Source organism: Burkholderia sp. PU8-34 (assembly GCF_053427725.1).
Map to the genome: position 1 here is coordinate 71,988 of NZ_JBSAXC010000021.1, position 18,536 is coordinate 90,523.

The 18,536-nt window shown below is 65.4% G+C and carries 14 protein-coding genes; 4 read left to right on the forward strand and 10 right to left on the reverse strand.

Features of this window, described 5'->3' with window-relative positions:
* The first annotated feature begins 60 nt into the window (after positions 1–60).
* Positions 61–1,098, forward strand: coding sequence for a helix-turn-helix domain-containing protein (locus ACV22Z_RS31720; protein WP_448080191.1), 1,038 nt, complete (start codon positions 61–63; stop codon positions 1,096–1,098).
* A gap of 126 nt (positions 1,099–1,224) precedes the next feature.
* Here ACV22Z_RS31720 and ACV22Z_RS31725 read toward each other — a convergent pair whose 3' ends face one another.
* A complete protein-coding gene (locus ACV22Z_RS31725) occupies positions 1,225–3,297 on the reverse strand; it encodes a Na/Pi cotransporter family protein (RefSeq protein ID WP_448080192.1) in 2,073 nt (690 codons plus the stop codon).
* 785 nt (positions 3,298–4,082) lie between these two features.
* Here ACV22Z_RS31725 and ACV22Z_RS31730 point away from each other — a divergent pair.
* Entirely contained in the window at positions 4,083–4,361 is a 279-nt protein-coding gene (locus ACV22Z_RS31730) for a hypothetical protein (RefSeq protein WP_448080193.1), read from the forward strand.
* 21 nt (positions 4,362–4,382) lie between these two features.
* Here the strand turns inward: ACV22Z_RS31730 and ACV22Z_RS31735 are convergent, their stop codons facing one another.
* The 9 genes from ACV22Z_RS31735 to ACV22Z_RS31775 form a co-directional block, all read right to left on the reverse strand.
* Positions 4,383–5,504 (reverse strand): WD40 repeat domain-containing protein, encoded by a 1,122-nt coding sequence (locus ACV22Z_RS31735; RefSeq protein WP_448080194.1) that lies wholly within the window; start codon positions 5,502–5,504, stop codon positions 4,383–4,385.
* A 513-nt stretch (positions 5,505–6,017) separates the two neighbouring features.
* Positions 6,018–7,115, reverse strand: a complete 1,098-nt coding sequence (locus ACV22Z_RS31740) for a hypothetical protein (protein ID WP_448080195.1) — start codon at positions 7,113–7,115, stop codon at positions 6,018–6,020.
* 437 nt (positions 7,116–7,552) lie between these two features.
* Positions 7,553–7,771 carry a hypothetical protein gene (locus ACV22Z_RS31745; RefSeq protein ID WP_448080196.1) on the reverse strand — a complete coding sequence of 73 codons (219 nt, stop codon included), beginning with the start codon at positions 7,769–7,771 and terminating at the stop codon, positions 7,553–7,555.
* Between the two features lie 154 nt (positions 7,772–7,925).
* Positions 7,926–11,189 carry a BTAD domain-containing putative transcriptional regulator gene (locus tag ACV22Z_RS31750; protein WP_448080197.1) on the reverse strand — a complete coding sequence of 1,088 codons (3,264 nt, stop codon included), beginning with the start codon at positions 11,187–11,189 and terminating at the stop codon, positions 7,926–7,928.
* 616 nt (positions 11,190–11,805) lie between these two features.
* A complete protein-coding gene (locus ACV22Z_RS31755) occupies positions 11,806–12,333 on the reverse strand; it encodes an acyltransferase (protein ID WP_448080198.1) in 528 nt (175 codons plus the stop codon).
* Positions 12,334–12,380: 47 nt separating this feature from the next.
* Entirely contained in the window at positions 12,381–13,352 is a 972-nt protein-coding gene (locus ACV22Z_RS31760) for an electron transfer flavoprotein subunit alpha/FixB family protein (protein WP_448080199.1), read from the reverse strand.
* 17 nt (positions 13,353–13,369) lie between these two features.
* Positions 13,370–14,119: an electron transfer flavoprotein subunit beta/FixA family protein gene (locus tag ACV22Z_RS31765; protein ID WP_448080200.1), complete on the reverse strand. Its 750-nt coding sequence runs from the start codon at positions 14,117–14,119 to the stop codon at positions 13,370–13,372.
* Between the two features lie 37 nt (positions 14,120–14,156).
* Entirely contained in the window at positions 14,157–14,945 is a 789-nt protein-coding gene (locus ACV22Z_RS31770; protein ID WP_448080201.1) for an SDR family NAD(P)-dependent oxidoreductase, read from the reverse strand.
* A 41-nt stretch (positions 14,946–14,986) separates the two neighbouring features.
* A complete protein-coding gene (locus tag ACV22Z_RS31775; RefSeq protein WP_448080202.1) occupies positions 14,987–15,823 on the reverse strand; it encodes an alpha/beta fold hydrolase in 837 nt (278 codons plus the stop codon).
* A gap of 141 nt (positions 15,824–15,964) precedes the next feature.
* Between ACV22Z_RS31775 and ACV22Z_RS31780 the strand changes: the two genes are divergently transcribed.
* On the forward strand, positions 15,965–16,756 hold the full coding sequence (locus ACV22Z_RS31780; protein ID WP_448080203.1) for an SDR family oxidoreductase: 792 nt from the start codon (positions 15,965–15,967) through the stop codon (positions 16,754–16,756).
* A 179-nt stretch (positions 16,757–16,935) separates the two neighbouring features.
* Positions 16,936–18,498 (forward strand): DUF1302 domain-containing protein, encoded by a 1,563-nt coding sequence (locus ACV22Z_RS31785; RefSeq protein ID WP_448080204.1) that lies wholly within the window; start codon positions 16,936–16,938, stop codon positions 18,496–18,498.
* The last annotated feature ends 38 nt before the right edge of the window (positions 18,499–18,536 follow it).

Genomic DNA, 18,536 nt, shown 5'->3' on the forward strand with positions numbered 1-18,536 from the left:
TCGCGGCAGTCAAAACAGCGCCGCTCCGAGATCTGCCGCGGCGTGCGCATCGGGAATCGCATGAGAGAACAGACATTGCCGGCGAGAAGCCGGCTCCTGCCCGGCCTCGGCGCGCGGCTGCTGGATGAACTGACGCGCAGCGGCGCCGCGCCGCGCGCACCTGGCGCACCTGACGTACCTGGTGCGTTGCCGGATGCGCGCGGGATGACACCCGGCGGTTTCGTCGCGCTGTACCGCGACGCGATCGAGCGGCTCGAGGCGCAAGTCGCGCACGGCGACGGCCACCCGCCGATGCGCAAGCGCGAGGTCGACCTGATGTGCCGCTGCCTGCTGAGCTGCCGCACGCTCGCGGACGCGATCCGCTGCGCGGCCGAGTTCTGCGAGATGCTGCTGCCGCGCGCGGGTGCGCTGACGCTGACCATGCGCGGCGAGATCGCGTCGTTCGACATGGATTCGCTGCGCCGCACGCGCAGCACGGCCGCCTGTCTCGTCGATCTGACGGGGTTGTTCTGCTACCTGCAGCTGTTCGGCTGGCTGATCGGGCAGCCCGTGCGCCTGACCGAAGTCTGGCTTGGCCATCCGCGCCGCGACGATGCGGTGCCGTTGCTCGGGCTGTTCAACGCGCCGGTCGCGGTTGGCGGGAAGACCTACGGATTCGCATTCGATGCCGCGCAGCTCGCGTGCCGTGTAGTCCGGCAGCCGGCGGAGCTGGACGCCTTCCTCGTCGACTTTCCGTTTCGTCTGATCGATGCGGCGCCTGCCGCGATGTCGTGGGGGCAACGGGTGCGCGGTTTTCTCGACGCGGCGCTCGCGCGCGAGCAGGCGCTGCCCGCGCTGCCGGAACTGGCCGGCTGGCTCGGCGTCAGCGACGCGACACTGCGGCGACGGTTGATCGCGGAAGGCACGGGGTATCACGTGTTGCGGGAGCGCTGTCTGACCGACGCCGCGCGACGCTGCCTGCTCGACACGGACTGGCCGGTCGCACGGATCGCCGCGCATCTGGGGTTTGGCGGCGAGGAAGCGTTCCGGCGCGCGTTCGTGCGATGGACGGGGATGGCGCCGAGCCGGTTCAGGCGGTCGGGAACGGCTGGCGGGTGACGCGGCGGGCGTGGTTGGCCCGCCACCCGGATCTTGCGCGACGATGATGCGATCGCTGACCCATACCGGGGATTCATGCGCAAGTATTCGCCGTAACCCGATCCGCAGACCTTGGCGCGCTGGTTGTCAGCGACCCTTGATCAGAAGAACCACAACAAGGATCGCGACCAGTGCAACGAGCCACTTCAAGCCGGTGAATACTTTGTCGAGCCTTTCAGTCAGCGCCCCGATCGGGTTCCCGTCGCCCGTGCGTACCGGCACCTGCGCCAGCCGGCCATCGCCAGGCAAACGGACTTTCGGGAGATCGATGGCGAGATACACGACATATCCGCTGGCCGTTGCCGCAGCGTCCAATGCACTGCCATCAGTGCCGGGCCTCAGGAACGCGCGGAATCCACCCGTCGGCGCAGCGCCAGGCGGGATCGAAGTGTAGACGCCCCGCAGGCACAACCCAGCCTGGACAGCGGTCACCTGTCCTGCCTCGATGCCGTCGGCAAGCGCCTGCATGCTGCTTGCCGGCACGTCGCACAACGCCCACCACCGTGCCGACTCCCGCATCTCGTCATCGGCTGGGTTGTAGCCGAGCCTTGCCGTGCCCAACGGATCGTCCGACAACGCGATACCCAGTTCGTCCTGCAAGTCGCGAAGGCCTCGCCGTTCAGTCACGCCGATCTCGCGCGCCGCGAAGGTGATGTGTACCGTGCGCGTGTTGTTCTGCGCTTCGCCCATGATCGACAAACAGCAATCGTCCAGGCTCGCCGTCCCCTGGACATAGGTCGACAGCGTCGAATAGCTTGTCCCTCCCGCCGGTTCCAGCCGCCTGACGACCTGGATGTCTTGCAGCGTGAGCCACAGCGACTTCGCCGGGTAGTACGTCTGCACGTTGCCGTCGGCACCGATGTGCTCGAGCGTATGGCCGACGCATTCCCTGATTTCGATACGATTTCGCGTGTCCTCGTGCAGGCGGTCATTGCCTTCATGCCGGCCCCGTCCATCGTAGCCGGCAAGTTGCCCGGTATCGGGACATGTCACGGATGTCCTGGGCGCAAGGATGACGTCATCCAGAACGTCGTCGTGGCGAGGGTCTTCCATGACGAGCATTCCAGCACGACCGATCGATACGGCACGGGCCCATGAGCGCATCCCGTATTGCGCATCGGCGACGGAAAGCACATCGTGGGCCGCCAGGCCGGGTGTTACCTCAGGCACCTGCCCCGCGAGCGGATCAACGTACGGCGACTGTGGCGCGCCGGAGACCGTCACGAGCGAAGGAAGCAGCCGGGTCAACAGATCTGCGTATGGCGTAAGCAGCGGCAGGAACAGGCAGGCCAGTGACAGGTTGAACAGCGTATGAAAATCGGCCACCACCCGCCCGTTGTCCGGTTCGATCCTGACCATGATGCAGCCGATCGGCGTCAGTGCTGCAAGTGCAATCACCACGCCGACCGACAGAATGAGCAGATTGCCGACCGGCACGCGCCTCGCGGCTGGATCATGCGTTGCCGTCCCCTCCAGCATCGGGTGGATTGCCGCGCCCAGGTTGGCACCGAGCACCAGTGCGAAAGCGGTATCGGGTGGCACGACGTTCTGTGCGCAGAGCGACATGATCAGGAGAACGATTGCCACGTTCGAATCGGCGGCCCAGGTCAGTCCAGCCGCGAGCAAGACGTTGATCAGAGGCCACGTGGATACGTCGCCCAGCAACATCCGAAGGCTCGGCGCATCCTCGTAGTCTGTCATCAACTCCTGCAGATGGTGCAGGGCGAGCAGCAGCAGGCCCAGCCCGATGAACATGCGCCCCAACTCATGTGCGCGCGTGCTCGATACCTTGCGGAACATCAGCATGCCAACGAGGACCAGGGCCGGCGACACGCTCTCGACCTCAAACGAAAGCGCCTGCACGATCACTGTCGTCCCCACGTTCGCGCCGAGCATGACTGCCAGCGCCGGGACAAGGCCGACGCGCCCCTGCGCGGTGAATTCTCCCGTCATGACTGCAGTCGTCGCACTGCCCTGCAGCACCGCCGTGACGCCCAAGCCGCCGAAGAATGCCGGAAATCGTCCGGAAAGTGCCCTTTCCAGCAGCGACCGAAGGCCAGCGCCCAATGCGCGCTGCATGCCGGTCTGAAGCATCTGCGTGCCGAGCAGCACCAGTGCAATCGAGCCAGCGAGATCGATCAGCGTGAACGTGAATGTCATGATTCCGGGGCCTCGATGCCGACCGGTTGCCCTTGCAACGTTTCCCTCAATGCGGTTCACTCGCCCGTGGACGCAATCCCCCCTCGCAAATGGCGTGCCACTCATGCGTTCTGGGCGTACATACCGACTTGACGCGCGCAATGCGGCGATGGGCACGTTGGGCGAGTGAAAGGGTTTCAGCATTGATACACGTGCCCACGTTGATTGCCGCGACCAAGCGCGCCTGGCGAGCGAGGCGGCTTCACAGTCACGAGTCGATCGCGCATGCGGCCTTTTCACACATCGGCCTCGTTTCGGAATTGAAACACGCTGCTCGATCATGTCCGCGCGCGTGTTTCCGATGTCTGCCGATGCGACCGCAGCGCTGCGCAGGAAGGGACTCTTGTCGGCGTGGCAGCCGGATCCCTACCCTTACTTCCTCGTGTATCCGCCAGACAGGCACATGAGCCAGCGCTTGCGCGTCTTCATCGAATGGGCGATGCAGCGGTTTGCACACAAGTTCGATCGGGCGGCGTAGCGATCGTCGCGAACCCGGCCATTTCGAATGGCCGGTTGTTGGGGGCAACCGCCGATACCGGAACGACAGGTCGCAAGACCGGCGTGGGACGACTTGTGCCGGACGCGATCTCCACCGGCAGCGGATCGCCTTGTCGGTGCCATATTGGACCGGGTTCGGGCGAGAACGGCCGGTACGCAGATGGCGCCAGACCCGCGTTCGTCCGACGCTGCAATCGTGCCCTGTTCGATGGTGCTAGGATCCAGGAACGACCACACTGGAGACGAACATGGCCCGCGCTGAGAACACGCACAACGGCTTTGAATATTCAGTTCAAACGCTCCCGAAACAAGGTATCGGCGGTGCGGATTTGCAGATATTCGGGTTTCATGGCTTCGTGCTTGTCCCGAACGACACCGCTGCTCAACCCGCCATGCAAATTCCGGTTCAATGCCTTGCGGAAGAAGGCTACCGTCGCGAAAGCTGGGCGCTGGATGCTGCCATTGATGAAGCAAAGGCCATCATCGACGGCAAGCGTCCGCTGAAAGGCCCGACAGCGCTCCGATAAGGGCGCCGGTGAGCAGCGCGATCACTTGCCGAACATCGCGTCCCACACCCGCGCGGTGCGGTCATAGGACGCGGTCACGACCCGCTGACCGTCCGGGCTGAAGGCGGCGGAGAAAACCGTGTCCCGATGCCCGTCGAACTGCACGACCTCCTTGCCGGTCGTCGCGTCCCACACCCGCACGGTCCGGTCATAGGATGCGGTCACGACCCGCCGGCCGTCCGGGCTGAAGGCGGCGGAGCGAACGCTGCTCTGATGCCCGTTGAGCTGCGCGACCTCGTTGCCCGTCGCCGCGTCCCACACCCGCACCGTCGGGTCAACGGACGCGCTCACCACCCGCTGACCGTCCGGGCTGAAGGCGGCGGAGAAGACTGCCCACTTATGTCCGGTGAACTGAGCGATTGGCTGGCCGGTCGTCGCGTCCCAGACCCGCGCGGTCCGGTCGAAGGATGCAGTCACCACCCGTTGACCGTCCGGGCTGAAGGCGGCGCAGATAACCGCTTGCCCGTGTCCGTTGAGCTGCGCGATCGGCTGGCCGGTCGCCGCGTCCCACACCCGCGCGGTCTGGTCCGCCGATGCAGTCACCACCCGCCGGCCGTCCGGGCTGAAGGCGGCGGAGAAGACTGCCCAATTGTGTCCGGTGAGCTGAGCGATTGGCTGGCCGGTCGCCGCGTCCCAGATCCGCGCGGTCTTGTCCTCGGACGCAGTCACCACGCGCTGGCCGTCCGGGCTGAAAGCGGCGGAGAAAACCTCGCCACGATGCCCGATGAGCTGTGCGATCTGCTTGCCGGTCGCCGCTTCCCACACCCGCGCGGTTTGGTCACTGGACGCAGTCACAACCCGCTGACCGTCCGGGCTGAAGGCGGCAGACACGACATTGCGCCGATGACCGGTGAGCTTCGCAATTTCCTTGCCGGTCGACGCGTCCCAGACCCGCGCAGTCCTGTCATCGGACGCGGTGACCACTCGCCGGCCGTCCGGGCTGAAGGCGGCGGAATTGACCGGGCCATCGTGCCCGTCGAGCTGCGCAATCAACATCGGCGCGTATGCCGCACGTACGCGTTCCGGCTCAGCTGCTGCCGATCCCGACGCGAACAATTCTCCGGCACACAGGAATCCAAGCAGTATGAAGAAAGCCTTCAACATGGTATTCCTCGCATCTCTCTGGACTGCGGTTGCATCGCGGAACGCACGCCGATTTTCCGTTCGATGGCCGAAATGGTGCCCCGTCGGATCGGCGTGGACTCGCAGCAAATCACTATGGGACACACTTGTGTAGCGTAGTCCTTAGTTTCTTGAAGGCCACTATTGGAACGACTGCTTCCGCCTAAGGACAGTAAGGACGCGAAGCTCCCCCTGAGCGTTTAGGCTTGGCGAAGGGCCCTGCCCGGGTGGAAGACATCGAGTACTTCCACCCGCACGCAAAGGACTGAAGGATAGCGAGCGCCAAGCAGGCAAGTCGGTCCGGAAACACCGCCACAGAACGTGTTCAGTCTGGGCCAGTGCCCTCGCCGCGCCCCACACGTCCTCCGGCGGTGGCCTGCTTTTTGTGACCGCCACCGTCAGCGGCGTCATTTCTTATGGCGTACGGCATCGACGCGGCGGCACGCCAGGAAACGCATGAAATGAACGCCAGGGTCGTTGGGCTCTCGCACAGTTTTAGTCGTGGTAGCTGAGCGTTGCCGGGTCACTGTCCCTAAAGATCAAGAACCACGGTTGCTGAAGTATGCCAGCCCGGACAACGACGAGGCATTCCTTTGTCTGAGTGTCGCAACGCCGTACTTCACCTGTTGTGTTGGGGTCGTTGCCCGTGATGGGAATGAACAGTTTGCCATTCGGCCCGAAGATGATTGCCTGCGCAAATGACCTGGGCGCGCCGGCTGTATCCAGCTCGAGCTTGTCGAGCAGATTGCCGGTCTTTCCATCGAGTTTCAGGATTTTATCGGTGTCGCTGGAACTTGCACGGAAGCTCGTGACCCACAGATTGCCATCTTTGTCGAAGACCAGGCCCTCGGGGCGGTGCAAGTCTGCAACAGTGGCGTTGGATACGAACACGTCGACAAACGCCTTGGTGTGCGGGTTGAAACGCAAGACGTAACCGATAAGGGGAGCGCTCGGGTCTGTCGAGAGGGGGCAGCCTCTCGCAGAGACGTATAGCAGACCGTCGGGCCCGAAAACTACTCCGCGTGGATAGAACGCCGCACTGAAATTGTGGCGGTCGAGATTACTGGAGACGGCACCCGCAGCATCATATTCCTTAACGTTGCCTTGATTGTCACAAGTATTCCCCTGTGTACCCTCATCGGCCACATAAAAGTGATTGAGCGGTCCCCCGCGCACCATGCCCTGCGGAACGAAAGGCGCGTTCAGGTTGCTCGCGGCGACGAGTTTCGCGACAAAAGTTCCGGTCTTGGCTTCGAAGCGCCAAATCTCGCCGTTTACGTTAGTGCCCGCATTTTGATTGACGACTACGAGTTCGTTACCTGCAAAAATCATCCCCATGGGCCCGAGCAGCCCGGCGCTCCTAGGCACAAAATCACCAAGAAATGTCCCGCTCGAGACATCGAAATGCTTGACTGAATTGTCTATGGCGTCGCCAATGAAGAGCTCCTGCGCCCGTGCGGTCTGGCCGAGTGACCACACACTGATCGCCAACGCCGCGAAAAGCAGGAGAGAACGCAAAACGTTCCGATAACTCGACCGACGTTGTGTACGCAAAGATCCGCAGCGCGAAGAGACAAGATTACTTGCAATCATTTGATGCCTCCATTCGATAGGGTGCCTGCTGAGGTGGCCACATGGACTGCTTGGCAGGGATGGGAGTCGGCGGTCACTATCCCGCGGTTGCCGGTGCCGGCCAACCAGAATCATGGTTGGCTGGAGAACCGGCCGCACCGCCACTGTCGCCACCTCCGCCGCATCCGCTTAATGCCGTTACAAGCAAGATGGCGATTGCCGAAGACTGCAATGCTGTTCTGACGAGCGTGACGAAATCGTTCATAGCGAGCTCCATGAAAGGAGAAACGTGACGAGTTGTTCATCGCCTGAGCGTGAAGCGCGACAACGAGGTGAGCTTCCTTCGGGGCGACGACTACAGTTGGCGCAGCCTGTATGCCCAACAAATCGCCGAGGCCCGTGAGGGGGCGAGCGCTCGAGATCGCGTTTGCTACCGGCATGCCCACCTCCTCTGTTGGTCATGGCTCGCGCGGGCCGCGCGGGCCGACGATCGGCTTGGGGCTCGCACCGTAGCGGCGAAGATGCCGGTGGGGTGCGGCGAGAATGGCGCAGAGTTCCGCGAGGCCGCGGAAGGCTGCTTGGCGGCCAGTTGCCGGCCATTCCACAACGCCCACGATTTCCGCCGGGTCGGCTTTCGTCCGCCGATAGAGCCGCACCACGTAGCTTTCCGGTTGCATGTCGCCCCGTGCTGGTTGAGTCGAACGCACTGCTTGCGTGGAATGCAGGATGGCAAGACGCGACTGTCGGATCACTTTCCGATTGCAAAAAAATTCGCGCCGGGCGGTGCGGTGGAAGTCAGGTGGGAAGGAAGCGGTGCGCGCGGCTTGAACTTCAGCCCTTCAGGGCGCGATAGACAGCCTTCGTTTCGGCAGACGGTTCGACGCCGAGCGTCACGGAGAGGATGTCGCGGCAGCGGCGATAGGCGTCCACCGCCTCGGCCACGCGCCCGAGCGCGGCCAGGCAGCGCATCAGGCCACGGTGGAACTCCTCGGCCAAGGCGTCCAGCTCGAGCCCCCGGCGGTAGAGATCGGCCGCCTCGCTGAAGCGCTGAGCCTCTTCCAGGGCGAGGGCGAGGTGAGAGCCGGCGCGCAGGAATTTGCTGCGCAGGCGTTCGCGGTGGGCGATGGCCCAGGGCGCTTGCTCCTCGCTCAAGAAATGTCCGCCGTAGAGCTCGAGCATGCGCGAGGCGAGCGCCTGCGCGGGGCCCGGATCCTGCCCGATGACTGACCGGGCGAGGGTCTCCGCCTGACCCACCAGGCGCTCAAAGGCCCAGGCGTCCACCCAGATGAGCTGCGCATCGAAGGAGAGCTTGCCGTCCTCCACGGATAGCGCGTCCTCGGCCCTGAGGAGCTTGCGCAACCGGTGCAGTGCCAAGTGAAAGGCGTTGGCGGCGGCATCGCCGCACAGGTCCGGCCAGAGTTCGGCGCAGAGCGTTTCGATGGACGCGCCGCGACCGCGCGAAACAATGACCGCCTTGAGCAGCTCGAGTGGCTTCTTCGGTGCTTTGGCCGGGAACTTGAGGCGCTCGTCATTGATAAAGATGACGAAGCGCCCGAGGGTATGAACGGACACCGGCCAGGGCCAGTGCTCGATGTCGACGCTAGGCGGTGCCAGGCCGCGGCGGCGGATCAGCTGCCGGACATAGTCGATTTCGATGCCGGCTTCCAGCGCGGTGACGCAAAGCGGAGACATCATTTCCGGGCGCCACTGTGGGCAATTGAAATAACCGCCGACGCGGCCGACGGTCAAGGCCTCCCGCAGAGTGGCGAGATACTCCCCCTGCCTGCCCAGGCGGCGCAACATCTCGCCTTCGACCAGCAGCGCATTGAACCGGTAAATCCCGGTGCCTGGCGTATTCACCCAGCTGGTGGCCTCACGTGCGATTTCCAGCGCACGATCAACAGCTCCCGTCTCGGCCAGGGCTTGGGCATAGCCGCCGAGACAGCAGATGACGGGGCCGACCATGCCCAGATGCCGCCCCTTTGTGGCGGCTATCTGCGCGTGGTCGAGCGCCGCGTCGTGACGCCGCTGCAGGAAGGCCACCCACGAGCGCATGAAATGATAGAGGCCGACATCGCTGTGCCTCGCGTGGTCGATGCGTCCGCCGATGTCATCGAGTGCTTGTGATGCCGAGTCGACGTCACCGGCGGGCAGTTCCCCCCAGAGCCTGAACATACGCAGGAAATCCAGGATAAAGACGAGACCATTCTGATTGGCTAGCTCATGGGCTTCGCTGATCACCTGCCGCACGGCAGCGAAGTCGGCGATGTTCAGGTGGGACAAAGCGACGGCGTAGGCCCATGTTATCCGTTGCATCGGGGTCGTTTCCGGGGAGCGGCCCAGGGGGCTGAATTCAATCACGGCCTCCCGTGTGCGCTCGGCGCTGTCGGCTACGGCCAGGTAGTTGACCAGCTGGGTCGCTGCTTGCAGCTTCTCTGCAGCGCTCACCTCGGAGCGACAAAGTTGCCAGACCCGCTCGACCGTACGCGCCGCCTGACAGTTTTGCGGGCGGCGGTAAGCCAACGCGACAAGCAGGCTGGCACGAACCCGTAGCTCCATCCCCGGCGACGGAAAGACCGGATCTTGGGCGAACAGCGCCTCGAGGACATCGATCCAACGATCCAACGGGACGTGTTCGTTAAGTTCCATGAAGTAGGTGTCGATGACCGCAGCCGCGGCTTGAGCCTGGCCCACAAGATCGCCGCTCAGACTGAAGCAGTCGTAGGCCTGCTCCAGCGCCTGGCGGCCGGCAGCGCTGGCGCCGGATTGGGCCAGGCAGGAGCCCATCCAGAACTTGAGCCAGGGGGAGGCTTCCGCCATCGTTGCCGGCATGGTCCCGATCCACTCTTTGATGGTGGCGACCCGGCCCACGGCGAACAAGCGCGGTGCCTGCGTGAGGATGACGCGTTGCGCGTGTTCCCAGTCCCCCGCTTGGCGGTAGGCGGCGAGAGCCGCATCGAAGTCGCCATGGCGCTCGAGGAGGGCTGCTGAGCGGCGAGCGAGGTCGCGCTGTCCGGCCGCTCCCTGACAGGAACCCACTCGCTTGCAGAGGAACTCCTGGAAAAGCGCGTGATACTGGTAGCTGGGTGGCGTGCCAGCTTGCTGATAGGTGAAGTAACGCTCACGGCACAGCTGCTCGAGCAAGCGCGCCGCGCCGTCGATGCCGCTCAACTCCGTCGCCATGCTTGCGGTGAAGCGAGGCAGCCAGGCCGTGCTCGACCACAGCGCGCGCAACTCCTCGGGAGCCCGGTCGAAAACCTCGGTGGCGAAGTAATCGAACACCACCCGCGTTCCATCGGCGCTGCTACGCTCGTGCACCGCGGCGGGTAGCGCCTCGCTTTCGAGGAGCAAGGTGAGCCCGGCTGCCCAGCCACCGGCGCATTCGTGCAGGGTCGCGGCTTCCTCGACGCGGCCCTTGTGATGAAGGGCAACGATGGCTTCGGATTCCGCCAGGGTCAGCCGTAATTCGTCCCAGCCCAGCAGGGCCAGGTGCCGGTTGGCCTGGAGGCGAGCGCATTCGGCCGGTGGCTCGACGCGGCTGATGACGATGAGATTAGTGTCTCGGGGAAGTTCCGCCACTGCGTCGCGGATGATTGCTCCGAGCGGGCTCGCGGCCGGTGCTTCCTGAAAGTTGTCGAACACGACTGCCGCAGGCGCTGGCAGGCGCGCGAAAAAGGCGCGAAAGAATCGTCGCGTAAAGCCGGCCAGATCGGGCAGGTATTCCGGGGTGAGCAGCGGCAGTGCCGCCCGCTGCCGGGACGGGACGGCCTCACGAAGGTAATAGAAAAAAGCCGCCGGATCGCCGTCGCCGGCGTCCACTTGGTACCAAGGGCCGGGCAGCGTGCGCGCCTCGAGGTAGCTGGCGGCGAGCGTCGTCTTGCCAATGCCGGGCGAGCCGCAGATCCATACGACCGGATGACTGCGAGCGCCGTCCAGCAGCCCGAACAAGCGCTCGCGCGGATGGACCGTGGCGAGTCGAGGCGGGGCGAGTTTGGCAAGGGCGAAGCCCTCCCCGCGCACCGCCGGTTCCGAACGCCCGCGCCCCGACGAAGGCATGGTCGAAGCAGGCGCTCTGTCACGGGACCGGTAGACCATGGCTCCTCCGCTCTCAGCCGAGCGCCGACGCGCGGTGCACCCAGCGCGACATCACATGCGCGCCAAGGCGCGAATCCCACGACTCAAGCAACCAACATGCCAGGCCCCGACCGCGGCGGCATCCTCGGGATGCTTGACGGGGGAAAACCGCATCGCGTCGGCGAAGACGCCCCGCTTTGTTTCGGAGAAGAAACACGCAATGGCAGCCGGCGGCATCGTCGACGGCGCTGTCCAACCAGGACGACGCGAAGGCGTCGGGCAGGCCTGCGACACACGCGGCACGCGGGGCACTGATCGCCGGCGGCCACTAGGTGTCTACCGCCAAGAAACGACCAACCATATCGAGGAGCCGTCGAGAACCGCCTTCCCGGGTCGCTTACGGCCGTGCGCTCAGAGCGGTCGAGAGAGGGTCGCGACTTGCTACGGCGTCCCACCGCCAGGGATTCCAGACGGTGCCATCTTGCTGCGCCGCGATGGCAGGCAAGCCGTGGCCCTGTGGCAAGCCGTCATCATCAACCGTGATGGGCGTGGACCAGACATCATAGGGCGTTCCCGCACTCGTGATGCGAAACCGCTTGGCGTCCCGTTGCAGCATTCGACGGGTACGACACCCTGCTCAACCGTCGATCGGCCTGAGCGTACGCAGGCAGTCGGCCGCGAGCTGCTGATAGATCCTCGTGCCGTGCGCCTTAGCTTCGACCTCGGCGTCGCTCAGCCGGCGCACCACCCGCCCCGGCACGCCGGCGAGCAGCACACCGGGCGGCACGTCGAGACCGGCCTTCACGAACGCACACGCGGCGACGATGGTCCTTTCGCCGATCGTCGCGCCGTCCATCACGACGGCGTTCATCCCGATCATCGTGTCCGGCAGCAGCGTCGCGCCGTGCACGATCGCGCCGTGGCCGACGTGACTGTTCACGCCAAGCCGGCAGGTTTCGCCGATGCCGACGTGCAACGTGCAGCCGTCCTGCACGTTGCTGCCGTCCTCGACGACGATCGCACCGAAATCGCCGCGCAGGCTCGCGTGCGGGCCGATGTAGCAGCGCGCGCCGATCGTCACGTCGCCGATCACGACGGCGCTCGGGTGCACGTAGGCGGATGCGTGCACGCGCGGTTGCATCCCGTTGAATTCGAAGAGCGCCATCGTGTCGGCCCGTATGCGAGGTTGGTAGAGCGTCTGATCGATGCGGATCAGAGCGCGGCCGCGGCTTCGGGCACGAGCGTGAACAGATCGCCGACGAGACCGTAGTCGGCGACGCCGAAGATCGGTGCTTCGGGATCCTTGTTGATCGCGACGATCACTTTCGAATCCTTCATGCCGGCCAGGTGCTGGATCGCACCCGAGATGCCGACCGCGATGTACAGCTGCGGCGCGACGATCTTGCCGGTCTGGCCCACTTGATAGTCGTTCGGCACGTAACCGGCGTCGACGGCCGCGCGCGATGCGCCGAGTGCGGCTTGCAGCTTGTCTGCCAGCGGCTCCAGCACCTTCGTGTAGTTCTCGCCGCTGCCCAGGCCACGACCACCCGACACGATGATGCTCGCGCTGGTGAGTTCCGGACGGTCCAGCTTCGTCACTTCGCGGCTCACGAACTGCGAAATGCCGGCATCTGCCGCCGCTTCGATCTTCTCGACCGCTGCGCTGCCGCCTTCCGCTGCAACCGGATCGAAGCCCGTCGAACGCACCGTGATCACCTTGATCGCGTCGCTCGACTGCACCGTCGCAATCGCATTGCCCGCGTAGATCGGGCGCTCGAACGTGTCGGCCGAATCGACCGCCGTGATGTCCGAGATCTGCGCAACGTCCAGCTTCGCAGCGATGCGCGGCGCGATGTTCTTGCCGTAGGCCGTCGCCGGCGCCAGGATGTGCGAATAGTCCTTTGCGATGTTCAGCGCGGTTGCCTCGACGTTTTCCGCGAGGCCCGCGGCCAGTTGCGGCGCGTCGGCCAGCAGGACCTTGCTGACGCCAGCAATCTTCGCCGCCGCATCCGCAGCCGCTTGCGCATTGTGACCCGCGACCAGCACGTGAATGTCGCCGCCGCCGAACGCAGCAATGGCGCGCGCTGCCGCCACGGTATTCAACGTCGCGGCCTTGATCGACGTGCCGCCCTCGGCGAGGGCTTCCTTCGAGGGGGCGTGTTCGGCAATTACAAGTATCGTCATTTTCTTTCCGCTCCCTCTTACAGCACCTTGGCTTCGGTCTTCAGCTTCTCGACCAGCGTCTTCACGTCCGGCACCTTCACGCCGGCCGCGCGCTTCGGGGGCTCCGCCACTTTCAGTGTCTTCAGACGCGGCGTGACGTTCACGCCAAGCTCTTCCGGCTTCACGGTCTCAAGCGGCTTCTTCTTCGCCTTCATGATGTTCGGCAGCGTCACGTAGCGCGGCTCGTTCAGGCGCAGATCGGTCGTCACGACCGCCGGCAGCGTCAGCGACAGCGTTTCCGCGCCACCGTCGACTTCACGCGCGACCGTTGCCTTCCCATTGGCCAGCGCAACCTTCGACGCGAACGTCGCCTGCGGCAGCCGCGCCATCGCAGCCAGCATCTGCCCCGTCTGGTTCGAATCGTCGTCGATCGCCTGCTTGCCGAGGATCACGAGCTGCGGCTGTTCCTTGTCGACCAGCGCTTTCAACACCTTGGCGACGGCGAGCGGTTCGACGCTCGCATTCGCCTCGACAAGAATCGCGCGATCCGCGCCGATCGCCAGCGCCGTGCGCAGCGTTTCCTGCGCCTGCGCGACGCCAACCGACACCGCGACCACCTCGGTCGCGACGCCCGCCTCCTTCAACCGCACCGCCTCTTCCACCGCGATTTCATCGAACGGATTCATCGACATCTTCACGTTCGCGATCTCGACACCCGACTGATCGGATTTCACGCCGACCTTCACGTTCGCGTCGACGACGCGCTTCACCGCCACCAGCACTTTCAACTGCGTGTCTCCTGTTCCGTTGCGTGGCCGCGCCGCATCAGCGCGCCGTGTACCCGCCGTCGATCACGAGCTCCGCGCCCGTCACGTAACGGCCTGCCGGCGACACGAGGTACAGGATGCCGGCCGCGATGTCGCGGGGGCTGCCGATCTTGCCGAGCGGCACGTTCGACTGCATGTAGCCGAACGCGGCGTCCGGGTCCTGCCCCATGTGGCGGAACGCTTCCTCGAGCATCGGTGTGCGGATGTAGCCGGGGTGCACCGAGTTCGCGCGGATGTTCTTCGCGGCATACAGCATCGCGTCGACCTTCGCCATCATCCGCACCGCGGCCTTCGACGCGTGGTACGCGGGCACGTCGGGGCCGCCGACGATCCCGTACATCGACGACAGGTTGACGACCGACCCGCCGCCCGCCGCCTCGAGATGCGGAATCGCGGCGCGCGTGCACAGGAACACGCCGTTCACGTTCACGTCCTGCACGCGCTGCCACTGCTCGAGCGTGAGTTCGTGCGTCGGCACGTTCGGGCCGTCGATGCCGGCGTTGTTGACGAGCACGTCGAGCCGGCCGAAGCGCGTCGCGATCTCGCCGAACACGCGCGCGACGTCCGCCTCGCGGGTCACGTCGAGCCACCAGTACACGGCTTGCCCGCCTCGTGCGCGGATCTCTTCGACCAGCGCCTCGGCTTCCTGCGACAGCACGTCGAGGATCGCGACCGCCGCGCCCGCGGCGGCCAGCGTGCGCGCCGTTTCCGCGCCGATCCCCCGTGCCCCGCCGGTGATGGCCGCAACCTTGCCGCGCAGGTCGAACAGTTCTTCGATGAGTTTCATCACGTCTCCGTTTGCATCAGTTATCCGTTGCGCAACCCGCATTACCGCGCATCGAGGGTCGCAAGAAAATCGAGGCATTCCCGATTGAAGTATTCGGCGTGCTCGACCATCACCCAGTGACCGCACCGGTTCATCAGCGTGAAGCGCGCGTCGCGGCAGCGCTCGAGGAACTTGAGCGCACCGGTGACGGGATTGAACCGGTCGTCCGTGCCCCAGAAACCGAGCACGGGGCAGCGCACGTCGGCCAGCGCGCCGGTCAGGTTCGGCACGCTCATCGTCGACAGCACCTCGGTCGGCTGCTCGACGCACACCTTCATCCGCTCGTCGACGAGCGCATCGGTGACGAGTGCCGGATCGTGGACGAGCAGCGTCAGCAGCTCGCGCATCGTGTCGCGATTCATCTGCCGATTGGTGAACAGCTGCACCATCCGCTGGATCCCTTCCATCCGGAAATAGGTGTCGCGGTCCTCGACGCCGCCGGGCGCCATCATGATCAGCCCGGCGACGCTGTCCGGATAGTCGAGCGAGTATTTCAGCGCGATCGCGCCCCCGAGCGAGTTGCCGAGCAGCACGGCCGGCCCGATGCCGAGCGCATCGAGCTGCGCGCGCAGCGCGCCGACGAAGAAATCGAGCGTATACGCGACGTCTGACGGCTTCGACGACTGGCCGTAGCCCGGCAGGTCGACGACGATCGCGCGGTGGCCGGCCGCCGCGAACGCCGGGTAATTGTGCTTGAAGTTGCTGAAGCCGCTCGCGCCGGGGCCGCTGCCGTGGATGAACACCACGGGCCGGCCCGCGCCCGCCTCGAAATGGTGGAGCCGCAAACCGCCGGGCGCGTCGGTGAAGGTGCCGCCCGGCACGGTCGTTGGGGTGGTCATGGCTGGTTGTCTCCTTCGTCGGTCGCAGGATGCGTTTCCGGATGATTGCGCCGTGCGCCACGGCCGGCATCATCCTTTCAGACTACGAAGCCGCGCGCGGATCTTCCTATCATCGGCTCCACTTGAGATGGAGACCCACCGATGAACGGATTCGACTACAGCGGCAAGACGGTGCTCGTGACGGGCGGCACCAAGGGCATTGGGCGGCGCATCGCCGAACGCTTCCTCGCGGCGGGTGCGCGGGTATTCGTCTGCGGACGTAGCGCGCCTGACGCGCCACCGGCGGCCGGCGGCCGCGAAGCCGCCTTCATCGCGGCCGACCTGCGCGACATCGAGCAGGTCGACGCGATGCTCGACACGATCCGCGCGGCGGCCGGCGGCCTCGACGTGCTCGTCAACAACGCGGGCGGCTCGCCGTTCGCACTCGCGGCCGACGCGTCGCCGCGCTTCACCGAATCGATCGTGCGCCTGAACCTGATCGCGCCGCTGCAGCTCGCGCAGCGCGTGAACGCGATCATGCAGCCGCAGCCGGACGGCGGCGTGATGTTGTTCATCGCGAGCGTCAGCGCATCGCGGCCGTCGCCGGGCACGGCGGCCTACGGCGCCGCGAAAGCGGGCCTTGTCAACGCGGTGAGCTCGCTCGCGGTCGAATGGGCGCCGCGCGTGCGCGTGTGCGCGATCAGCCCGAGCCTCGTGCAGACCGACGCGGCCACCGACGGCCACTACGGCGACACCGACGCGCTCGCCGCGATCTGCGCGACGATTCCGGCCGGCCGCCTCGCGACGCCGGATGACGTCGCGTCAGCGTGCCTGTTTCTCGCGTCGCCCGATGCTTCCTACGCGTCCGGCACGAACCTTCGGCTCGACGGTGGCGGCGAACGGCCCGCATTCCTCGCCGCGGCACAGGTCGCAGTACAGGCCAAATCGCGGTGAACGGTCGTGCGACGCGCGGCCGGCGTGGCGCTCGCGCGTCGTCCCGCGGCCACCGTCAGCAGCCCTTAGGGAAGTCATCTAGTTCATTTTGACGATTCCCTGCTACCGCGATCTCCCTACTCTGCCACTCACGACAACACAACGAGTCGACCGTCGTCGATACCCCCAGAGGAGACACCATGCATCAACGGAAATCGCGCCGTACCGACAAGCGGGCAACCGCCACGCTGTCGACGCTGGCCGCCGCGCTGCTCGCATGCGCCCCCACGGCGCACGCGGGCACCACGATCGAGCTTGGCGCCGACACGACGCTGGACTACATGTTCCAGCTCAGCTACGGGCTCGGCATGCGCACGCGCGCGCCGAGCGGCAATCTGCTGACGCCCGCGAACATCAACGGCGACGACGGCGACCGCAACTTCGCGAAGAACAAGCTGATCGAGAACCAGGTCAGCCTGCTCGGCGAAGTGAACCTGAAGCATGACGACTGGGGCGTGTTCGTGCGCGCGGATACGTTCTACGACCAGGCGTACCACCGCCCGAACTACAACGACGCGCCCGACACGGTCAACCACACGGGCCAGTTCAACAACTTCACGAGCGACGCGCGCTACTGGTCGGGCGGCCACACGACGCTGCTCGCCGCGTATGCGTACAACACGTTCAAGATCGGCGCGACGAGCCTGAACGTGAAGGTCGGCGACCAGGTGGTCGCGTGGGGCGAAAGCCTGTTCTTCCCGAACATCGCGGGCGCGCAGGGCCCTGCCGACGCGACGAAGTCGTATGTGGCAGGCGCCGAGGTGAAGGACATCCTGCTGCCGGTGCCGCAGATCTCGACGCAGTGGCAGATCACGCCGAACTTCAGCCTGCTCGCGTACTACCAGTTCGCGTTCAAGGAGAACCGCCTGACCGCGCCCGGCACCTACTGGAGCTATTCGGACGTCGTGGGCCCCGGCGCGCAGTTCATCATCGGCCCGGGCGGGATGCTGATCCCGCGCGGCGCCGACGAGAAGCCGAGTGCGCGCAACCAGTGGGGTATCGGCGCACGCTTCCGCGTGTTCGGCGACACCGAGCTCGGCCTGTATCACCTGCACTACAACGACATGAACCCAAGTGTCGTCACGTCGTTCTATCCGGTGCTCCAGTACCAGCAGACCTATTTCAACAACATCAAGCTGACCGGCGCGAGCTTCTCGACGCAGGTCGGCCCCGTCAACGTCGCGGGCGAAGCGTCGTACCGACAAGGCGCGGCCGTGCTCGTCAACACGCCGACCGGCGCGCAGGCGACGCGCGCGAACGTCACGCAGGTGAACCTGTCCGGCATCTACTCGATCGGGCCGAGCTTCCTCGCGAATTCGCAGTCGCTGATCGGTGAAATCACGTACGTGCACGCGGGCGGCATCTCGGCCGTCGACGGCTCGAACACGCTCACGAACTCGCGCAACGCGCTCGCGCTCGAAGTGGCCTGGACGCTCAGCTACAAGAATGTGTTCAACGGCTGGGATCTCGACGTGCCGCTCACCTACACCCACGACCTGACGGGCACGTCGCCGCTCGCCGGCGGCCTCGGTTCGCTGACCGGCCAGGGGGACCACCGCGTGACCGCGGGCGTCACCTTCACGCGGCTCAGCAACCTGTCGCTGTCGCTCGTCTACGCGAAGTTCCTCGGCTCGCCGAACCCCGTCACGCGTCCGCTCGCCGATCGCGACTACGTGCTGGCGACGGCGACCTATCACTTCTGAGCGGCCCGGCCGCTCGTTTTCCAGCAAGAGGATTTGTC

Bases quoted from the DNA above. Each gene is read 5' to 3' on its own strand.
- ACV22Z_RS31720 (WP_448080191.1), top strand. From the start codon at position 61: ATGAGAGAACAGACATTGCCGGCGAGAAGCCGGCTCCTGCCCGGCCTC.
- ACV22Z_RS31725 (WP_448080192.1), bottom strand. From the start codon at position 3,297: ATGACATTCACGTTCACGCTGATCGATCTCGCTGGCTCGATTGCACTG.
- ACV22Z_RS31730 (WP_448080193.1), top strand. From the start codon at position 4,083: ATGGCCCGCGCTGAGAACACGCACAACGGCTTTGAATATTCAGTTCAA.
- ACV22Z_RS31735 (WP_448080194.1), bottom strand. From the start codon at position 5,504: ATGTTGAAGGCTTTCTTCATACTGCTTGGATTCCTGTGTGCCGGAGAA.
- ACV22Z_RS31740 (WP_448080195.1), bottom strand. From the start codon at position 7,115: ATGATTGCAAGTAATCTTGTCTCTTCGCGCTGCGGATCTTTGCGTACA.
- ACV22Z_RS31745 (WP_448080196.1), bottom strand. From the start codon at position 7,771: ATGCAACCGGAAAGCTACGTGGTGCGGCTCTATCGGCGGACGAAAGCC.
- ACV22Z_RS31750 (WP_448080197.1), bottom strand. From the start codon at position 11,189: ATGGTCTACCGGTCCCGTGACAGAGCGCCTGCTTCGACCATGCCTTCG.
- ACV22Z_RS31755 (WP_448080198.1), bottom strand. From the start codon at position 12,333: ATGGCGCTCTTCGAATTCAACGGGATGCAACCGCGCGTGCACGCATCC.
- ACV22Z_RS31760 (WP_448080199.1), bottom strand. From the start codon at position 13,352: ATGACGATACTTGTAATTGCCGAACACGCCCCCTCGAAGGAAGCCCTC.
- ACV22Z_RS31770 (WP_448080201.1), bottom strand. From the start codon at position 14,945: ATGAAACTCATCGAAGAACTGTTCGACCTGCGCGGCAAGGTTGCGGCC.
- ACV22Z_RS31775 (WP_448080202.1), bottom strand. From the start codon at position 15,823: ATGACCACCCCAACGACCGTGCCGGGCGGCACCTTCACCGACGCGCCC.
- ACV22Z_RS31780 (WP_448080203.1), top strand. From the start codon at position 15,965: ATGAACGGATTCGACTACAGCGGCAAGACGGTGCTCGTGACGGGCGGC.
- ACV22Z_RS31785 (WP_448080204.1), top strand. From the start codon at position 16,936: ATGCATCAACGGAAATCGCGCCGTACCGACAAGCGGGCAACCGCCACG.